Source organism: Arenibaculum pallidiluteum (assembly GCF_017355985.1).
Taxonomy (GTDB): domain Bacteria; phylum Pseudomonadota; class Alphaproteobacteria; order Azospirillales; family Azospirillaceae; genus Arenibaculum; species Arenibaculum pallidiluteum.
Genome location: NZ_JAFIQU010000006.1, coordinates 206,910 through 223,060, shown reverse-complemented (window position 1 = coordinate 223,060; position 16,151 = coordinate 206,910). Strand labels below are relative to the sequence as shown.

At 71.1% G+C, this 16,151-nt stretch carries 13 protein-coding genes; 6 read left to right on the top strand and 7 right to left on the bottom strand.

Annotated elements, in window-relative coordinates:
• Positions 1–11: 11 nt before the first annotated feature.
• Positions 12–764: a DUF2243 domain-containing protein gene (locus tag JUB13_RS14860; protein ID WP_268914369.1), complete on the bottom strand. Its 753-nt coding sequence runs from the start codon at positions 762–764 to the stop codon at positions 12–14.
• A gap of 354 nt (positions 765–1,118) precedes the next feature.
• Here JUB13_RS14860 and JUB13_RS14855 point away from each other — a divergent pair, with 354 nt between their 5' ends.
• Positions 1,119–3,410 carry an ATP-binding protein gene (locus JUB13_RS14855; RefSeq protein WP_207480227.1) on the top strand — a complete coding sequence of 764 codons (2,292 nt, stop codon included), beginning with the start codon at positions 1,119–1,121 and terminating at the stop codon, positions 3,408–3,410.
• Between the two features lie 39 nt (positions 3,411–3,449).
• On the opposite strand, the gene JUB13_RS14850 is transcribed toward JUB13_RS14855, so the two are convergent.
• Complete coding sequence (locus tag JUB13_RS14850) at positions 3,450–4,103, bottom strand: hypothetical protein (RefSeq protein ID WP_207480225.1); 654 nt, start codon at positions 4,101–4,103, stop codon at positions 3,450–3,452.
• The gene (locus JUB13_RS14845) at positions 4,100–4,639 is read right to left on the bottom strand and encodes a hypothetical protein (protein ID WP_236024952.1); all 540 of its coding nucleotides are present in this window, start codon (positions 4,637–4,639) and stop codon (positions 4,100–4,102) included. Before JUB13_RS14845 ends, JUB13_RS14850 begins: the two co-directional genes overlap by 4 nt.
• A gap of 226 nt (positions 4,640–4,865) precedes the next feature.
• Between JUB13_RS14845 and JUB13_RS14840 the strand changes: the two genes are divergently transcribed.
• From JUB13_RS14840 to lpdA, 4 genes are all read left to right on the top strand, one after another.
• Positions 4,866–5,111, top strand: coding sequence for a hypothetical protein (locus JUB13_RS14840; RefSeq protein WP_207480221.1), 246 nt, complete (start codon positions 4,866–4,868; stop codon positions 5,109–5,111).
• Between the two features lie 89 nt (positions 5,112–5,200).
• Entirely contained in the window at positions 5,201–5,857 is a 657-nt protein-coding gene (locus JUB13_RS14835; RefSeq protein ID WP_207480219.1) for a TetR/AcrR family transcriptional regulator, read from the top strand.
• Positions 5,857–6,693, top strand: coding sequence for a type I methionyl aminopeptidase (map, locus tag JUB13_RS14830; protein ID WP_207480217.1), 837 nt, complete (start codon positions 5,857–5,859; stop codon positions 6,691–6,693). The genes JUB13_RS14835 and map overlap by 1 nt, the downstream gene beginning before the upstream one ends.
• Before the next feature lie 102 nt (positions 6,694–6,795).
• Positions 6,796–8,202, top strand: coding sequence for a dihydrolipoyl dehydrogenase (gene lpdA / locus JUB13_RS14825; RefSeq protein ID WP_207480215.1), 1,407 nt, complete (start codon positions 6,796–6,798; stop codon positions 8,200–8,202).
• A 102-nt stretch (positions 8,203–8,304) separates the two neighbouring features.
• On the opposite strand, the gene JUB13_RS14820 is transcribed toward lpdA, so the two are convergent.
• The 4 genes from JUB13_RS14820 to fsa all read right to left on the bottom strand — a co-directional run bounded on the left by JUB13_RS14820 (position 8,305) and on the right by fsa (position 13,840).
• The gene (locus JUB13_RS14820) at positions 8,305–11,379 is read right to left on the bottom strand and encodes a response regulator (protein WP_207480213.1); all 3,075 of its coding nucleotides are present in this window, start codon (positions 11,377–11,379) and stop codon (positions 8,305–8,307) included.
• 139 nt (positions 11,380–11,518) lie between these two features.
• The gene (locus JUB13_RS14815) at positions 11,519–12,481 is read right to left on the bottom strand and encodes a tyrosine recombinase XerC (protein ID WP_207480211.1); all 963 of its coding nucleotides are present in this window, start codon (positions 12,479–12,481) and stop codon (positions 11,519–11,521) included.
• On the bottom strand, positions 12,457–13,167 hold the full coding sequence (locus tag JUB13_RS14810; RefSeq protein ID WP_207480209.1) for a DUF484 family protein: 711 nt from the start codon (positions 13,165–13,167) through the stop codon (positions 12,457–12,459). The genes JUB13_RS14815 and JUB13_RS14810 overlap by 25 nt, the downstream gene beginning before the upstream one ends.
• A gap of 7 nt (positions 13,168–13,174) precedes the next feature.
• Complete coding sequence (gene fsa / locus JUB13_RS14805) at positions 13,175–13,840, bottom strand: fructose-6-phosphate aldolase (RefSeq protein ID WP_207480207.1); 666 nt, start codon at positions 13,838–13,840, stop codon at positions 13,175–13,177.
• Positions 13,841–13,934: 94 nt separating this feature from the next.
• On the opposite strand from fsa, the gene JUB13_RS14800 reads away from it, so the two are divergent.
• Entirely contained in the window at positions 13,935–16,151 is a 2,217-nt protein-coding gene (locus tag JUB13_RS14800; protein ID WP_207480204.1) for a primosomal protein N', read from the top strand.

Genomic DNA, 16,151 nt, shown 5'->3' with positions numbered 1-16,151 from the left:
GCCGCGCGCCGTCAGAGGAGGCCGAGACCCAGGCAGCCGAAGGAAAGGCCCGCGGCCCCCATGGCGCGCGCGCCCGGCAGCGCGGCCTCCACTGCGCCAGGTCGCGCCCCCCGGGGCAGGTCCAGGATCCAGACGCGTCCTTCGGGGTTGTTGCCGACCACCCGCCCGTCGAGCGCCGCGACCGCCGTGAGGATGGCGGTCGGGCTGGTTCCGTCCGGGACGGCGACGGCGATGCGGCTGCCCTGGGCCGCCGGAAGCGCCGCGCCGAGGCCCGCCGCCACGACGACGACGGTCGCCACGGTCGGGCCGGGTCCCGCCCGCCGGACGCGCAGGCCCAGCAGCAGGGCCACAATGCCGATCGCGAAGAAGACGAGATCCCAGAGCACGAGGTTGCCGTCCATGCGGATGTGATGCAGGCCCAGGATCCAGTGGGCCAGCACCGCGTCCAGGATGTGCCAGACGCCGAACCCGGCAATGAAGGCGCCCAGCGAGGGGCGCGCGCGGCTGGGGGACGATCCGCGCCTCCAGGTCATCCAGAGCCCTGCCGCCGCCACCGCGTACATGGCGGCGTGGAAGATGCCGTCCGCCAGGGTCTGCACGCGCAGATCGTCGTAGGGTGGGCCTTGAAGGCCGCTCAGCAGATGGTGCCACTGCAGGATCTGGTGCAGCAGGATTCCGTCCAGGAATCCCCCCATGGCGAAGCCCAGGAGGAATCCGGGCAGAGGGGACGTGTGATACGCAGACGTGTGATACGGGGCGGCCATGGGCGTCCGCGATCGCTGGGAACGAAGGGGAAACCACAGCGGACGGGGGCGGTTCCGCGACTGGCGGCCCGAAAGGACAATTGCCGGTCTGGCGAGCAAAGTGCCTCGCAATGCACGTTAACGGCTGCGCAATCTTTATGCATTCTGGTGGGACGACTTTCCGCGATCTCCGAAGCCCCACATGCGCGCAGACTCCGTTCCCGCCTTCCCTGCCGGCCGCCGTGCCGTTGCTGCGGCCGCGACGGCATCCGCCTCGGCTCACGCGGATACCGCCCCGGGCGTGCCCTGAGCGCCGCCCGCTGAACGCGGCCGGGAGGCGGAAGCAGCGACGAGAAAGGCGTTCTCAGAGGTATCATGGAGCTCGACGTCCGCACGCTTTTCGTCGTCCATACGATCGTCACGAACTCGCTGGCCGTTCTGCTGGCGATCTACTGGCGTGCCCAGCCGCGCGCGCTCGGCGTCGGCCTGTGGACGGCCGGCATGGCACTGGTTGGTTTAGGGACTTTGGGTGGCGCCCTCCGCGGGGCCATTCCAGACGCCGTTTCCATCCTGGCGGCGAATACCGCGATCGCGGCGGGGGTCTTCTCGATCTGGAACGGGATCAGGCAGTTCGGCGGAAAGCCGACGCGCTGGGGCGGCGCAGCGGGCCTGCTGGCGCTTCTCCTGGTTGTCCTGTGGCACCGCACCTATGTCCAGCCCGACCTCGGTGACCGGATCGTGGTGGCGTCGCTGGTGCTCGTGATCGGCGTGCTGCTCTGCGCGACCGAGCTGCTGTTCGGCACGCCGCGGGCGGTCCGCGCGACCGCCCGCACCGCGGCGGCCGTCTTCGCGGCCGTAGGGGCCTCGTTCCTGTACCGCGCGGTGGATGCCGGCCTGCTGGCGGAACCACGCCTGTACTTCGACCCGAGCGGCGGGATGGCCGTCCATTTTCTCGTGTCGATCCTGGCCAATGTGCTGACGGTCTCCTCGCTGCTGCTCATGGCGGCGCAGCGGCTCGAGCATCAGCACGCCGAGCGCGCGGCCGAACTGCTCCTGGCCCGCGACCGGGCCGAGGCCGCCAGCCTCGCCAAGAGCCATTTCCTTGCCCTGATGAGCCACGAGATCCGGACGCCGCTGAACGGCATCATCGGCTATTCCGAGCTGCTGCTCGAGGCGAGGCTCGTGCCGGAGCAGCGCCGCTACGTGGAATTCCAGCGCGAGGCCGGGCAGGGCCTGCTGGCCGTCATCAACGACATCCTGGACTACTCGAAGATCGAGGCGGGAAAGCTCGAGATCGATCGCTATCCCTTCGATCTCCACGCGGTCCTGTCCGGCGCCGTCGCCCTCCTGCAGCATGCCGCGTCCGGCAAGGGGATCGCAATCCGGCTGGACATCGCCCATGGAGTCCCGAAGGGCGTGGAAGGCGACGGCGACCGGATCCGCCAGGTCATCGTGAACCTGCTCGGCAACGCCATCAAGTTCACGCAGCAGGGAACCGTGGTGCTTTCGGCCCAGGCGCCCGATGCGGGCCAGATCAGGATCTCCGTGACCGATACGGGCATCGGCATCCCCGCGGATCGCATGGACCGCCTCTTCCAGAGATTCAGCCAGATCGACGCTTCGACGACGCGGCGCTTCGGGGGCACCGGCCTGGGCCTCGCCATCTCCAAGCAGATCGTCGAGCTGATGGGGGGACGCATCGGCGTCCAGAGCACGGAGGGAATCGGGTCGATCTTCTGGTTCGAGTTGCCCCTGCCCGATGCCGCCCTTCCTTCCCGGGAGGCCGTCCCCGCCGCTCACGGCCCGTCCCGCCGCCGCGCCGGACGCATCCTGCTGGCCGAGGACATTCCGATGAACCAGGTCCTGGCGGCGACGATCCTCGAGGCCGCCGGCCATACCGTCGAGGTGGTCGAGAATGGGCGGGATGCCGTCGAGGCGGTCCGCCGCGGCACCTACGACCTGATCCTGATGGACGTGCAGATGCCGATCATGGACGGCATGGCGGCGACCCGGGCGATCCGGGGCCTGGGCGACGGCAAGGGCGACATCCCGATCGTCGCCGTGACCGCCAATGCGATGGCCTCGGACCTCGATCGGTGCCGCAGCGTCGGCATGAACGATCACCTGACCAAGCCGTTCGACAAGGTGGTCCTGCTGGAGAAGGTCAGGCAGTGGATGGGCGAGCCACAGGACGCGGCGGTCGCGGCTCCGCCCCCCGCAGCCGCGACAGAGACGGCGGCGACGGCTACGGCCCCAGCCCCGGCCCCGGCTCAGGCCGCAGCGGCGGGCGTGATCGACCAGAGCGTCCTGGCTGCGCTGGAGCAACTTTTCGGCCCCTTGCAGTACGGGCATTTCGTGCAGAGCTCGGTCGCCAATCTCCGCGAGCGCCTGGACCGGATGGAAGCGGCCCGAGCGGACGGCCGGACGGTCGCGTTCGAGGCGCATGCCCTGGTCTCGCTTGCGGGCGCGCTCGGCATGACGCAGGTGCAGGAGGCTAGTCGGGAGCTCGAGCGGTCCGCTGCGGAGTGCGATCCCGCCGGGCTGTCCGCTCGGATCCGTGCGCTGCGGGCGCTGGCCGAGGATGCGGTCGGGCATGTCGTGGGGATCCTTCCCCCGGCCGGCGAGGCCGCCGGGCGCGCCCTCGCCGACAACGCCACGCGCGACTGAGATCCCGCGCGACGCTTCCAGCCCGCGCATGCCCGGGGCTCAGCGGCTGCGGCGCGGCGGCTCGGGCAGCTCCAGGTCCGTCCGGCTGCTGGGATGCATGCGGACCAGCAGGCGCCGCGGCAGGAAGCGCGGATCGTTGCGCATGCGCAGATAGAAGGGGATCAGCGGGTTCCGCACCGCCGGATCCGGGTCCTCGAAGAAGATGCCCGTGGTGTGGAAGTCGAAGAGCGACACCTGGATGGTCGTGCCTTCGCGGCGCCAGGTGAAGGATGCCGTGCTGGGGGTGCGGGGGTCGCCCCCGACGCTCTCGGCCGCGGGCTCGCCGAGCATCTCCACCAGCGCATCCAGGGCTTGGCGGGTCGTCGCCGGGGTCACCTGGCCCTGGCGCCGCTCGAGCAGCACCTGCTGGAGCTGCCCGGTGCGGCGGTCCATCTGCAGATAGGCCGCGAAGGGCACGCCGCCGATCTCGACGCCGTCCAGGCGGCGCTCGGCATAGAGCTTGGGACCGAAGTCGAAGCGCCCCGGCAGGGTGCGCAGCCGATCGCCGAACCGATTTGCGAGATCGGCGTCGCGCGCACCCCAGAGGGACGTAAAGGTCGCAGGGTCGAAGGCCTGCTGCGCCCGGGCCGGGAGCGTGCACGGCGCCGTGACCAGCGCCAGCAGGATCCCGATCCGGGCGGCGAGGCGTATCACGCCGCCACGGTCATCAGCGGCCGATGCTGCTCCGCATCGGCGTTCTCGAGGCATTCGATCCGGAACGGCGCGCGGACGCCGCCCGAGAACAGCTCGGCGATCTCGAGCGCGCGGCGCACCCGGCCTTCGCCGTCCTCGCCTGCGGTGGAGGCCAGGGAGCCCAGCGCGTAGTCGGCGCCGCAGCCGATCGCGTGATAGCCACGCAGCGCCTCGCAGACCTGGTAGTCGCTCTGGATCGAGAACAGCCGGCCCCGGAACGCGACCAGGAAGCTGCCGCCGCTCTCGGCGTCGTTGCTGCGCTGGGCGTAGCCGCCCTCCTTCAGGCAGTCACGCACCGCGTCGACGAAGCTCGTCACCATGAAGCGGAAGACGTCCCCGTGCTGCTCCATCTCGGGAACGCGCAGCTTGTAGGCCAGCAGTTGGCCCATTCGGAAGGAGCTCGTGAAGCCGATCAGGAAGGGGCCGTTGCGGAATACCTTCGTATCCGCGCGCACGGTGATGTCGAGACCGCTCACGCCGGCGCTGTCGCCGCCCATCCAAACGCGATCACCTTCAATCAAGCCAACGATGCAGGTCATCCGAGTCCTTCCCGTCTAGGTCCCGCCTGGGGATGCCTCAACCTGCGCCATCATGGTTAACAAAGCATTTCGTGTTCCGGCCCGGCTTCTGGTTCCGACGTCTGGCCCCTTTGCCGAAACGACTTCCTCCGCGACTTCCGGCGCTGCCGCCGGTTCATGCATGAGGCGCAGCAAGGAGGATTCGATGGCGGACGAGGACAGCACCGGCGGGCAGGGCAGTTTCGTGCCGGGCTCCGGGCATACCGCGCCCCCGAGCGGGCGGACGGTGGATTCCAGCCAAATTCCCGGCGTGCGGCCGCCCACCGGACCCGACGCGGGGGACATCCGCTCGGACGGCCATGGCGGCAATCCCGATTCCGCCTTCAAGCCCGGCGAGGGGGGCGAAGGCGAGGTGGAAAGCTGGCACGAGGGGCGTGCGCCGGGCCGGTGAGCGCGGCAATCCGTCGGCGAGGAGGGATCCGCCCGCCGCAGCGCGGCGCGGGACTGGACATCGTGTTCTAGAACGGCCATTCTATATGCATGGTCCGACTTGCACGCTTCTCCGCCGACGCCTTCCTCGCCGCCGCCGTGGCCATCGTTGCCGAGAGCGGCCCTTCGGCCGCGACCATGGGTGCCATCGCGCGGCGGTCCGGGGCGCCCACAGGGTCGATCTACCACCGCTTCGAGTCCCGGGCCGCGCTGCTTGCGACGGCCTGGACCGGGATCCACGGCGCCTTCGTCGAGGCCGTCGCCCCCTCGCTGCGGGCGGGCGATGCCTTGCGTGCGGCGCTGGCCATCACCGGATGGGCTCGCGGCGATGCCGATGCCGCGCGCTTTCTGCTGCTGAACGAGAGCGGGGCGCTTTTCGACGGAGCGCCGCTTCCGGATCCATTGCGCGCCGAGATCCGCCGCCAGGAGGAGGAGCTTGACGCCGCCTTCCAGGCCTGCCTGGCGGCCGCGCGCGATCGGGCGGCGGCAAGGATGGAGAGGCAGGACGGCGGCAAGCCGCCTGATGGCATCCGCGTTGGCGTGGACGAGGCGGCCGCCCGCGCCCGTTTCCTGGTCTTCGACGGGCCGATCGCGCTTCTGCGCCCCTACCTGCTCGCGGGCACGGAGATCCCGGGGCATGTGGACCGGATGATCGCGGAGATGCACGGTGCGGTGCCGGTCGCGCCTGCGCTGGCGGCAGTCCATTGATGCTGCGCCATTCCACGCAGCGCGACGATACCGGGCGCCAGATCCCCCTCTACGGCCCGGAGGGGTTTGATGGCATGCGCCGGGCGGGGCGCCTGGCGGCTGCCACGCTCGACTTTATCGCCGGCCACATCCGGCCCGGCATCTCGACCGGGGCGCTGGACAGGCTCTGCGAGGGCTTCATGCGCGATTCCGGGGCGGTCCCCGCGACCATCGGCTATCGCGGCTATCCCTGTGCCTCCTGCATCTCGGTGAACCACGTGGTGACCCACGGGATCCCAAGCGACGAGAAGCTGCTGGCGCCAGGGGACATCCTGAACATCGACGTGACGCCGATCCTCGATGGCTGGTACGGCGATTCGAGTCGCATGTACCTCGTCGGCGAGGCGGTTCCGGTGCTGGCGCGCCGCTTGGTCGAGGTCACCCACGAGGCGATGATGGCGGGGATCACCACCATCCGCCCGGGCGCGACCCTCGGCGATCTCGGCCATGCCATCGAGACCGTCGCCCGGCGCGAACGCTTCTCCGTGGTCCGCGACTTCTGCGGACACGGGCTCGGCCGGGTCTTCCACGATGCGCCCCAGGTCGTGCATTGCGGACGCCCCGGCACGGGCGTCGTGCTGGAGCCCGGGATGATCTTCACGGTCGAGCCCATGCTGAACGCGGGCAGGGCCGAGGTGAAGGTTCTCTCGGACGGGTGGACGACGGTGACGCGCGACCGCTCTCTTTCGGCCCAGTTCGAGCATTCCGTGGGAGTGACCGAGACGGGCGTCGAGATCTTCACCCTGCCGCCGGCCCCGTCCGCCTCGTCCGCGGTGCTCGCAGGTCTGCCCGTCTGATCCCGTCTGGCGCTGGGGCGTTGCCAGAGCGGCGCGGCCGGGCCATAAATCCCGCCCGAAGGAACCCGCCCTCCCAGTCCGGCCCCACGGAGCAAAGATCCGATGCCTGAGAAGAACTACGACGTCGTTGTCATCGGCGGCGGCCCCGGCGGCTATGTGGCCGCGATCCGGGCGGCCCAGCTCGGCTTCAAGACCGCCTGCGTCGAGATGCGCAAGACCTTGGGCGGGACCTGCCTGAACGTCGGCTGCATTCCCTCGAAGGCGCTCCTGACGAGCTCCGAGAAATTCGACGAGGCCAGGAACCACCTGGCCAGCCACGGCGTCAAGATCGGCTCGGTGGAGCTCGACCTGACGGCCATGCTGGCCAACAAGGACAAGGTGGTGAAGGACAACGTCTCGGGCGTCGAGTTCCTGTTCAAGAAGAACAAGATCGACTGGCTGCGCGGGAAGGGCCGGCTGGTCTCCGCCACCGAGGTCGCGGTCGAGGGCGAAGGCGGCACCGAGGTCGTCGGGGCCAAGAACATCATCATCGCCACCGGCTCGGACGTGACGCCGCTGCCGGGCCTGACCATCGACGAGAAGCGCGTCGTCTCGTCCACCGGCGCGCTGGAGCTGTCCGAGGTGCCCAAGCGCCTGGCGGTGATCGGCGGCGGCGTGATCGGCCTGGAGCTGGGCTCGGTCTGGAGCCGGCTGGGCGCCGAGGTCACGGTGATCGAGTTCCTGGACCGGATCCTGCCCGGCATGGACGGCGAGGTCTCCAAGCAGATGCAGCGCATCCTGTCCAAGCAGGGGCTGAGCTTCCGCCTCGGGACCAAGGTAACCGGTGCCAAGGCCGGCAAGGGCGCCATCGCCCTGACCGTCGAGCCCGCCCAGGGCGGCGCGGCCGAGACCGTCGAGGCCGAGGTGGTGCTGGTGGCGATCGGCCGCCGCCCCTATACGGACGGGCTCGGCCTCGAGGCCGCCGGTGTCGAGAAGGACGCCAAGGGCCGCGTGAAGATCGACAAGCACTGGCGCACCAACGTTCCCAGCATCTACGCCATCGGCGATGTGGTGGAAGGCCCGATGCTGGCCCACAAGGCCGAGGATGAGGGCGTCGCGGTGGCCGAGCTGATCGCCGGCCAGCATCCGCATGTGAACTACGACGCCGTCCCGAGCGTGGTCTATACTTGGCCCGAGGTGGCGCAGGTCGGCCGCACCGAGGAGCAGCTCAAGGCCGAGGGCATCCAGTACAAGGCCGGCAAGTTCCCGTTCTCGGCGAACGGCCGGGCCCGCGCGCTGCACATGACCGACGGCTTCGTGAAGGTGCTCGCCGACGCCCGTACCGACCGCGTGCTGGGCGTTCACATCATCGGGGCCAACGCCGGCGACCTGATCGCCGAGCTGGGCCTGGCGATGGAGTTCGGCGCCTCGTCCGAGGACATCGCCCGCACCTGCCACGCCCACCCGACGCTGAACGAGGCGGTCAAGGAGGCGGCGCTCGCCGTCGAGGGCCGCGCGCTGCATATCTGACGACGCCACGCTGACGATGCCGCAAGGTGGCCGGCCCTGCGGGGCCGGCCCCGAAAGCTCTTCCAAGCGCCGGCCCCTCGCACCTGTGGCTGGCGGTTCCGGTCAGCGACCGGCCTTCTGCCGGGTGGCCGTGCGCATCACCCGCCTGAGGGCGGCGACGTCGTAGGGCTTCCTGAGAAGCCGGGCCCCGTTCGGCATCTCCGCCTGGTGGATGTCGTGCCCGGTCGCGATGACGACCCGCATCCAGGGAAAGCGCGCCACCGCCTGCCTGGCGAGGTCGACTCCCGAGATGCCGGGCAGCGCCATATCGGTGAGGAGCAGGTCGAAGGGCTTCTCCTCCAGTATCGACAGCGCTTCCGCGCCGTCGGCGGCCCAGCGAACGGCGTGGCCGAGCTCCACGAGCATGGCCGAGGTCGACAGGCGGATCAGCGCGTCGTCCTCGACCAGCAATATGCTAAGCCCGGTCTCTTCCTGCCCGGCCTCTTCCTGCCTCGCGTCCGGGGTCGGGGCGCCGGCGCCGGTCCCATGCTTCCCGCGGTCGCGCAGCACCTGGCGCAGCTTTCGGGCCAGCGCCTCTTGGGTATAGGGCTTGCTCAGCAGCTCGACGCCGGCATCGAGGCGCCCGTCATGGACGATCGCGTTGTCGGTGAAGCCCGAGGTGAAGAGGACGGCGATGCCCGGCTGGCGCTCGCGCGCCCTGCTCGCGAGCTCCGGGCCGCGCAGCGGGCCCGGCATCACGACGTCCGTGAAGAGCAGGTCGACTGGAACGTCGCTCTCCAGGATCGCGAGGGCGCCCAGGGCGTCCCTGGCCGTATGGACGCGGTAGCCGAGATCCGCGAGCATGGCGACGACGGTGGCCCGGACGTCGTCGTCGTCCTCGACGACCAGGATCGATTCGGTGCCTCCCTCGACCGGGCCGGCCTCCATTGCCGCGGCAAGGTCCTCGGCCTCATGGGTGCGCGGCAGGTAGAGGCGGATCGTCGTTCCCTGGCCGGCCTCGCTGTAGATGTTGATGTGGCCGCCCGACTGCTTCACGAAGCCGTAGACCATGCTCAGCCCCAGCCCGGTGCCCTGGCCCTCGGGCTTGGTGCTGAAGAAGGGCTCGAAGGCGCGCTCCATGACCTCGGGGGCCATGCCGCTTCCGGTGTCGCTGACCGCCAGCATGACGTACTGGCCGGGCACGACATCGCGGTGGCGCGTGGCGTAGCGCTCGTCGAGCGACGTGTTGCCGGTCTCGATGGAAAGCCGGCCCCGCCCCTCCATGGCGTCCCGCGCATTGATCGCGAGGTTCAGCAGCGCGTTCTCGACCTGGGTCGGATCGACCAGCGTGTTCCATAGCCCGGCGGCGCTCACGATCTCGATCTCGACCCCCTCGCCGACCGCGCGCCGGAGCATGTCGTCCAGGCTGCGTACAAGGCGCCCGAGATCGACCGCCCGGGGCTGAAGGGGCTGCTTGCGCGCGAAGGCCAGCAGCGAGGAGGCCAGCTTCGAGCCCCGCGCCACGCCGGCCAGGGCGTTCCGGACCCGCGCCTCGGCCCGCTCGTTCCCCGCAATGTCCTGCGCCAGGAGCTGCAGGTTGCCGCTGATCACCTGGAGAAGGTTGTTGAAGTCGTGGGCGACGCCGCCGGTGAGCTGGCCGACCGCCTCCATCTTCTGGGCCTGCCGCAGGGCCGCTTCGGCCTGCTCGCGCTCCGCCACGGCGGCGAGTACGCGCTGCTCGAGCGTCGCGTTGAGCTGCTGAAGCTCGCACTCGGCGGCCTTGCGCTCGGTGACGTCGGCCAGGACGCCCACCATCCGCTGGACCGCGGATCCCGCGCGCCGGTCGATGCTGCCACGGCATTCGATCCATCGCACGGTTCCGTCCGCCCGACGGATCCGGCACTCCAGGTGCAGCTCCGCATGGAGCTCCACGGCGGCCCGCACCGCGGCCTCGACACGCTCGAGGTCCTCGGGGAGGACGTGGGACAGGAATCTCTCATGGGTCCAAGTCTCGAGGGGCTGGTCGTAGCCGAAGATCCGGTCGTACTCGGGCGAGCGCGCCACGGCGCCGGTCGCGAGGTCGAGCTCCCAGAGCGAGAGATGGCCCGACGCGATGGCCAGGCGCAGGCGCGCGTCGCTCTCGGCACGGGCATCGACCGCGGCGGCCAGCGTCCGGGTCACGGAGTCAAGCTCGGCCAGGCCCGTGGGCTCGGGCGTGAAACATCCGCCGCCGGCGATCGCCTCGGCCGATCCCGCGATGGCGCGAACGGGTCCGGCGATCCGCTCGGCGAGCTGCCAGGCGACGAAGCCCGCGCTCGCCATCAGGACGAGCGCGCCGCCGAGCACGTAGATCAGGAAGCTCCGCAGCGTCGCCGGCAAGGTGCCGGACGGAACGCCGATCACGAGGGACCAGTCCGATATCTCGGACCGGCTGAAGGCCGTGATGACGGGGCTTCCTTCCTGGTTCCAGGTGGTGCCGGTCCCCTCCAGGCCCGTCGCCATCAGCTCGCGCAGGCTCGGGGTGACGGGCTGCCCGACATAGCGTTCGGACGCGCGGTTGCGGGCGATGATAGTGCCGGCGCCGTCGATCACGGCCACGGTCCAGCCCTCGGGAACCCGCTGGCGCGCCAGCAGCTCCACGAAGACTGCGGCGGGCATGCCCAGGGTCAGGTCGTAGGTCACCCGGCCGCCCTGCGTCACGGGGACGCTGATTGCGATCGACGGAAGTCCCGACACCGCCCCGGTGATCAGGTTCGAGATCAGGGGCCGGCCGGTGGCGAAGACCCGTTCCAGCGCCTGCATCCCGTTCCGGTGCGGGAGCGGCTGCCCGTCCGGAACCAGCGTATTGACGAGCTCCCGGCCGGTCCGGTCCGCCAGGATCACGTTGCTGCCGGGAGGCTGCAGCGCGGCCATCTCCCGGGCCTGGTCGGCGAAATCGCCAATGTCGTCGATGCCGCCGGAGCGCAGGACGCCGGCCGTGGCGAGCACCTCCAGCGCGCGCAGCCGGCCCTCCAGCTCCCGGTCCACGGCCAAGCGCAGGGCGCGCACCGTCTCGAGCGTCTGCGCGCTGGTGTCGGCGAACTGCTCCCGGTGGACATGGGCGATCAGCACGGCGGCCAACAGCAGCGGCGGCCCCGCGCAGACGAGCGCCAGCAGGAGCAGGCACGCTCGGATGGTGAGTAGGTGCCGTCGGGTCATGGGGGAGTGAGATGATCTGCGAGTGGGGCGTTGGCAACGCAACAGGCCGGGCCACGGATGATATTCGCCGCCCGCGCGAGCGGTTTTTCCCGATGGCGCGCCTCACGCCCGGGACGGGCCCGTCATGGGCCCGGTTCTCTCAGCTCTGCTTGGCGCGGGCGCGCGGATGGGCGCGGTCGTAGAGCTCCATCAGGCGGTCCGCCTCGACCTCGGTATAGCGCTGGGTCGTGCTCAGGCTGGCATGGCCGAGAAGGTCCTGGATCGCGCGCAGGTCCGACCCGTCCGTCAGGAGATGGGTCGCGAAGCTGTGGCGCAGCGCATGCGGCGTCGCCGTCTCGGGAAGCCCCATCATGCCGCGGGCGAGCCGCATGGCCTTCTGCGCGACCGCTGCGTTCAGCCGGCCGCCACGCGCGCCGAGGAACAGCGGACGGCCCGGCGCCTCGGCATAGGGACAGGCCGTCCGGTACGCCTCCACCGCCTCGCGCACCGCGGGCAGCACCGGGACGACGCGCTGCTTGCGGCCCTTGCCGGTGACGGTCAGCAGGTCGGCCGAGGGCCAGTCGCGGATATCGAGGCTCAGCGCTTCGTCGATGCGCAGGCCGCAGCCGTAGAGCAGCGTCAGCAGCGCCCTGTCGCGGCGGCCGATCCAGGGCTCGTCCGGCGCCTCCGCGGCGAGGTCCAGGAGGGCGGCGGCGTCCCTCTCGGTCAGCGGCTTGGGTAGGGGCTTCGCCTGCTTGGGCGTGCGCAGCGACCCGATCGCGGCGTTGTGCAGCGCGCCCGACCGGTCGAGCCAGCGGAAGAAGCCGCGCACCGAGGAGACCGCGCGTGCGCGGCTGGACGCCCCCAGCCCGTCGGCGGCGCGCCGGGCCAGCCAGGCGCGGAAATCGGCCAGCCGCGCCTCGCCCAGGTCGTTCAGCGCGGGCAGTCGCCCGTGATAGCCCGTCAGGAATTCGAGGAAGGTCGCGAGATCGCGCGTATAGGCCGACAGCGTGTGCGGCGAGGCGCGCTTCTCGACCTCCATCCAGCGGCGCCAGGACGCGATCGCCGCCTGGACGTCCTCGCGGGCCGAGAATCCGATCAAGCCGTCGGCAGGTCCAGCCATGACCGGATGCAGCGCTCGACCACGCGGGCCAGGAAGCAGACCAGCTCGGTTCCCTGGCCGGAATGGAACATGTCGGGCTCGCGGCTGCCGAAGGCCAGCAGGCCCGCGGGGGTGTCGTCGCTGACGCGCAGGCGCAGCAGCGCCTCGGACCGCACCAGCCCGGCGCCCTGGCCGTAGATCTCCGGGTCGCCCTGAATGTCGGAGCGCAGCAGGACCGGCCTGCGGCCGAGCAGCTCCTCGACCGTGCCGGGGGGAACGACCCGCACGCCCGAGGCATGGACGTGGGGCGTCTCGCGCCCGTTCGATTCCACGACCAGCGCTGCCACGTCCAGGTCCAGCAGGACCGCCAGCTCCGTGGTGACGGTCTGGATGAACTGCTCGAAGCTCCGCGCGTCCAGCAGGAACAGCACGGCCGCATGGATGCGGTTCTGGCTGTTCAGGTTCGCGCGCGAGGTGGCCAGCAGCTCGCGCTGCTGGTCCTTCACCTGGGCGAGCTCCTCGCGCAGGCGCTCGAGCATGAAGGCCTGGAAGTCGAGAACGCCCTTGCCGCGCTCGAGACGCGGCGGCGTCAGCAGCGCCGCCAGCTCGGGACGTTGGGCGAGGAAGTCGGGGTGCTCGCGCAGCCAGGCGGCGACCTCCTCGGGGCCGGGGCCTTCCGTGGTCCGCACGTTGGGGTCGCCTGCCACGGCTGCCTCAGCCGCGGCCCAGGATGGACTGGCCGGTCTTCTGCCAATCCGCGACGAACTGCGCCAGGCCCTTGTCGGTCAGCGGATGGTTGTAGAGCTGCCGCAGCACGGCCGGGGGCAGCGTCGCCACATGGGCGCCCATCTTGGCGGCCTCGACCACATGGGTCGGGTTGCGGACCGAGGCGACCAGCACCTCCGTTGAGAAGCCGGGGTACTGGTTATATATCTGGACGATGTCGGCGATCAGCTGCAGCCCGTCCGTCCCGACGTCGTCAAGCCGGCCGATGAAGGGAGAGATGAAGGTGGCGCCGGCCTTGGCCGCCAGGATCGCCTGGGCGGCCGAGAAGCACAGCGTGACGTTGACCATGGTGCCGTTGGTGGACAGGATGCGGCACACCTTCAGGCCGGCCGGGGTGAGCGGCACCTTGACGGCGATGTTCTGGGCCAGCCCGGCCAGGAACTTGCCCTCTTCCAGCATCGTGTCGAAGTCGGTGGCGGCCACCTCGGCGCTGACCGGGCCGGGGACGATCTCGCAGATCTCCTTGACCAGCGCGATGAAGTCCCGGCCGCTCTTCGCCACCAGCGAAGGGTTGGTCGTGACCCCGTCCAGCAGGCCCGTCTCGGCCAGTTCGCGAATCTCGCTCAGGTCTGCGGTGTCGATGAAGAACTTCATGAGGACGGGATCCTTGTCACGGCGTCGTACGAGGGCGGGCGGGCGGCCCGCGGGAGCCCGCGTCGGGACTCCCGTGTCGCGGCCACTCTAGCGGATGGAGCCCGCTCATTCCAGTTCCGGCCCCGCCGCCGCGGCCGAGGCCCGCCGGCGCGTCTCGGTCCTGTTGCCGCTGCCGCTGCCGGAACCCTACGACTACGCGGCTCCCGTCGGGCAGGACGTCGCCCCTGGCGACTATGTCGAGGTGCCGCTGGGGCCGCGGCGCGTGGTCGGGGTCGTCTGGGGCGAGGGCGAGGGCAGCGTCGCCGAGGCGCGGCTGCGGCCGGTGGCGCGGCGCTTCGATTCTCCGCCCATGCCGGAGATTCAGCGCCGCTTCGTCGACTGGGTCGCGGCCTACACCATGGCGCCGCGCGGCGCAGTGCTGAAGATGGCGCTGGGCGCGCTCGGGGGGCTGGAACCGCCGAAGGCCCAGCTCGCCTACAGGCTGGCCGAGACGGGAGTGCCGCCCGACCTGCGGCCCACGCCGGCGCGCCGGCGCGTGCTGGCGCTGCTCGCCGACGGTCCGCCTCGGCCGGCCGCCGAGCTGGCGGCCGAGGCCGGCTGCGGCGTCTCGGTCGTGCGCGGGCTGGCCGAGGCGGGCGCGCTGGAGCCGATGATGCTGACGCCGCGGGCCGGCCGGCCTCGTCCCGACTGGCGCCTGCCGGGGCCGGTGCTGTCCGAGGACCAGCGGGCCGCGGCCGAGGACATGGCCGCCAAGGCCCGCGAGGGCGGCTATTCGGCGACGCTGCTCGATGGGGTCACCGGCTCGGGCAAGACCGAGGTGTACTTCGAGGCCGTCGCGGCCGCCCTGGAGACCGGCCGTCAGGTGCTGGTGCTGCTGCCCGAGATCGCCCTGTCGGCGCAATGGCTTCACCGGTTCGAGCGGCGGTTCGGCGCGCCGCCCCATGTCTGGCATTCCGAGCTGACCGGCGCCGAGCGCCGGCGCACCTGGCGTGAGATCGCCGAGGGCGAGGCCCGGATCGTGGTGGGCGCCCGCTCGGCCCTGTTCCTGCCCTTCGCCGAGCTCGGGCTGATCGTCGTGGACGAGGAGCACGAGGGAGCCTTCAAGCAGGAGGAGGGCGTGATCTACCACGCCCGCGACATGGCGGTGGTGCGCGCCCATCTCGGCCGTATCCCGATCCTGCTGGTCTCGGCCACGCCGTCGCTGGAGACGGTGGTGAACTGCGACACCGGGCGCTACGCGCGGCTGCACCTGCCCGCGCGCCACGGCGAGGCGAGGCTGCCCGAGATCGCGCTGATCGACATGCGCCGCGAGAAGCCCGAGCGCAACCGCTTCATCGCCCCTGCGGTGAAGGACGCGCTGGCCCGGACCTTCGAGCAGGGCGAGCAGGCCATGCTGTTCCTGAACCGGCGCGGCTACGCCCCCCTGACCCTGTGCCGGGCCTGCGGCTTCCGCCTGCAATGCCCGAACTGCACCGCCTGGCTGGTCGAGCACCGGCTGGCCGGCCGGCTGCAGTGCCATCACTGCGACTTCAGCGCGGCAATACCCCAGGCCTGTCCGTCCTGCGGGGTCGAGGGAAGCCTCGCCGCCTGCGGCCCCGGGGTCGAGCGCGTGGCGGAGGAGGTGGCGCAGCTCTTCCCCGAGGCGCGGGTCGGCATGATGACCTCGGACACGCTGATCGGCCCCCATGCCGTCGAGGAGATGGTCCGCCAGGTGGCCGAGCACCGGGTCGACCTGCTGATCGGGACCCAGGTGATGGCCAAGGGGCATCATTTCCCCATGCTCACCCTGGTGGGCGTGGTGGATGCCGATCTCGGCCTGCAGGGCGGCGACCTGCGGGCCGCGGAGAGGACCTTCCAGCTCCTGAGCCAGGTCGCCGGCCGCGCCGGCCGGGGCGAGCGTCCGGGAACCGTGCTGCTGCAGACCTTCTCGCCGGAGAACCCGGTGATGCAGGCGCTGCAGCGCTACGACCGCGACGCCTTCCTGGAGCGCGAGGCCCACGATCGGCTGGAGGCGGGGATGCCGCCCTTCGGCCGGCTGGCGGCGCTGATCGTGTCGGGCGAGGAGATGGAGCAGGTGGATGCGGTGGCGCGCCGGCTCGGTCGGACGGCGCCGCGCAGCGCAGAGGTCCAGGTCCTGGGCCCCGCGCCAGCGCCCTTCGCCCTGCTGCGCGGCCGCCACCGCCGGCGCCTGCTCCTGAAGGCGCCGAGGAGCGTGCAGGTGCAGCCGCTGATCGCCGCCTGGCTTGCCGAGGTGCCGATCCCCGGCAGCGTGCGCGTGCAGGTGGATATCGACCCCTACAGCTTCCTGTGA

What these genes read in the sequence shown, in the direction of transcription:
- JUB13_RS14800 (WP_207480204.1), top strand. Translation starts at nt 13,935, where the DNA reads ATGGAGCCCGCTCATTCCAGTTCCGGCCCCGCCGCCGCGGCCGAGGCC.
- lpdA (WP_207480215.1), top strand. Translation starts at nt 6,796, where the DNA reads ATGCCTGAGAAGAACTACGACGTCGTTGTCATCGGCGGCGGCCCCGGC.
- JUB13_RS14835 (WP_207480219.1), top strand. Translation starts at nt 5,201, where the DNA reads ATGGTCCGACTTGCACGCTTCTCCGCCGACGCCTTCCTCGCCGCCGCC.
- JUB13_RS14820 (WP_207480213.1), bottom strand. Translation starts at nt 11,379, where the DNA reads ATGACCCGACGGCACCTACTCACCATCCGAGCGTGCCTGCTCCTGCTG.
- JUB13_RS14815 (WP_207480211.1), bottom strand. Translation starts at nt 12,481, where the DNA reads ATGGCTGGACCTGCCGACGGCTTGATCGGATTCTCGGCCCGCGAGGAC.
- JUB13_RS14840 (WP_207480221.1), top strand. Translation starts at nt 4,866, where the DNA reads ATGGCGGACGAGGACAGCACCGGCGGGCAGGGCAGTTTCGTGCCGGGC.
- JUB13_RS14860 (WP_268914369.1), bottom strand. Translation starts at nt 764, where the DNA reads ATGGCCGCCCCGTATCACACGTCTGCGTATCACACGTCCCCTCTGCCC.
- JUB13_RS14855 (WP_207480227.1), top strand. Translation starts at nt 1,119, where the DNA reads ATGGAGCTCGACGTCCGCACGCTTTTCGTCGTCCATACGATCGTCACG.
- fsa (WP_207480207.1), bottom strand. Translation starts at nt 13,840, where the DNA reads ATGAAGTTCTTCATCGACACCGCAGACCTGAGCGAGATTCGCGAACTG.
- JUB13_RS14845 (WP_236024952.1), bottom strand. Translation starts at nt 4,639, where the DNA reads ATGGGCGGCGACAGCGCCGGCGTGAGCGGTCTCGACATCACCGTGCGC.
- map (WP_207480217.1), top strand. Translation starts at nt 5,857, where the DNA reads ATGCTGCGCCATTCCACGCAGCGCGACGATACCGGGCGCCAGATCCCC.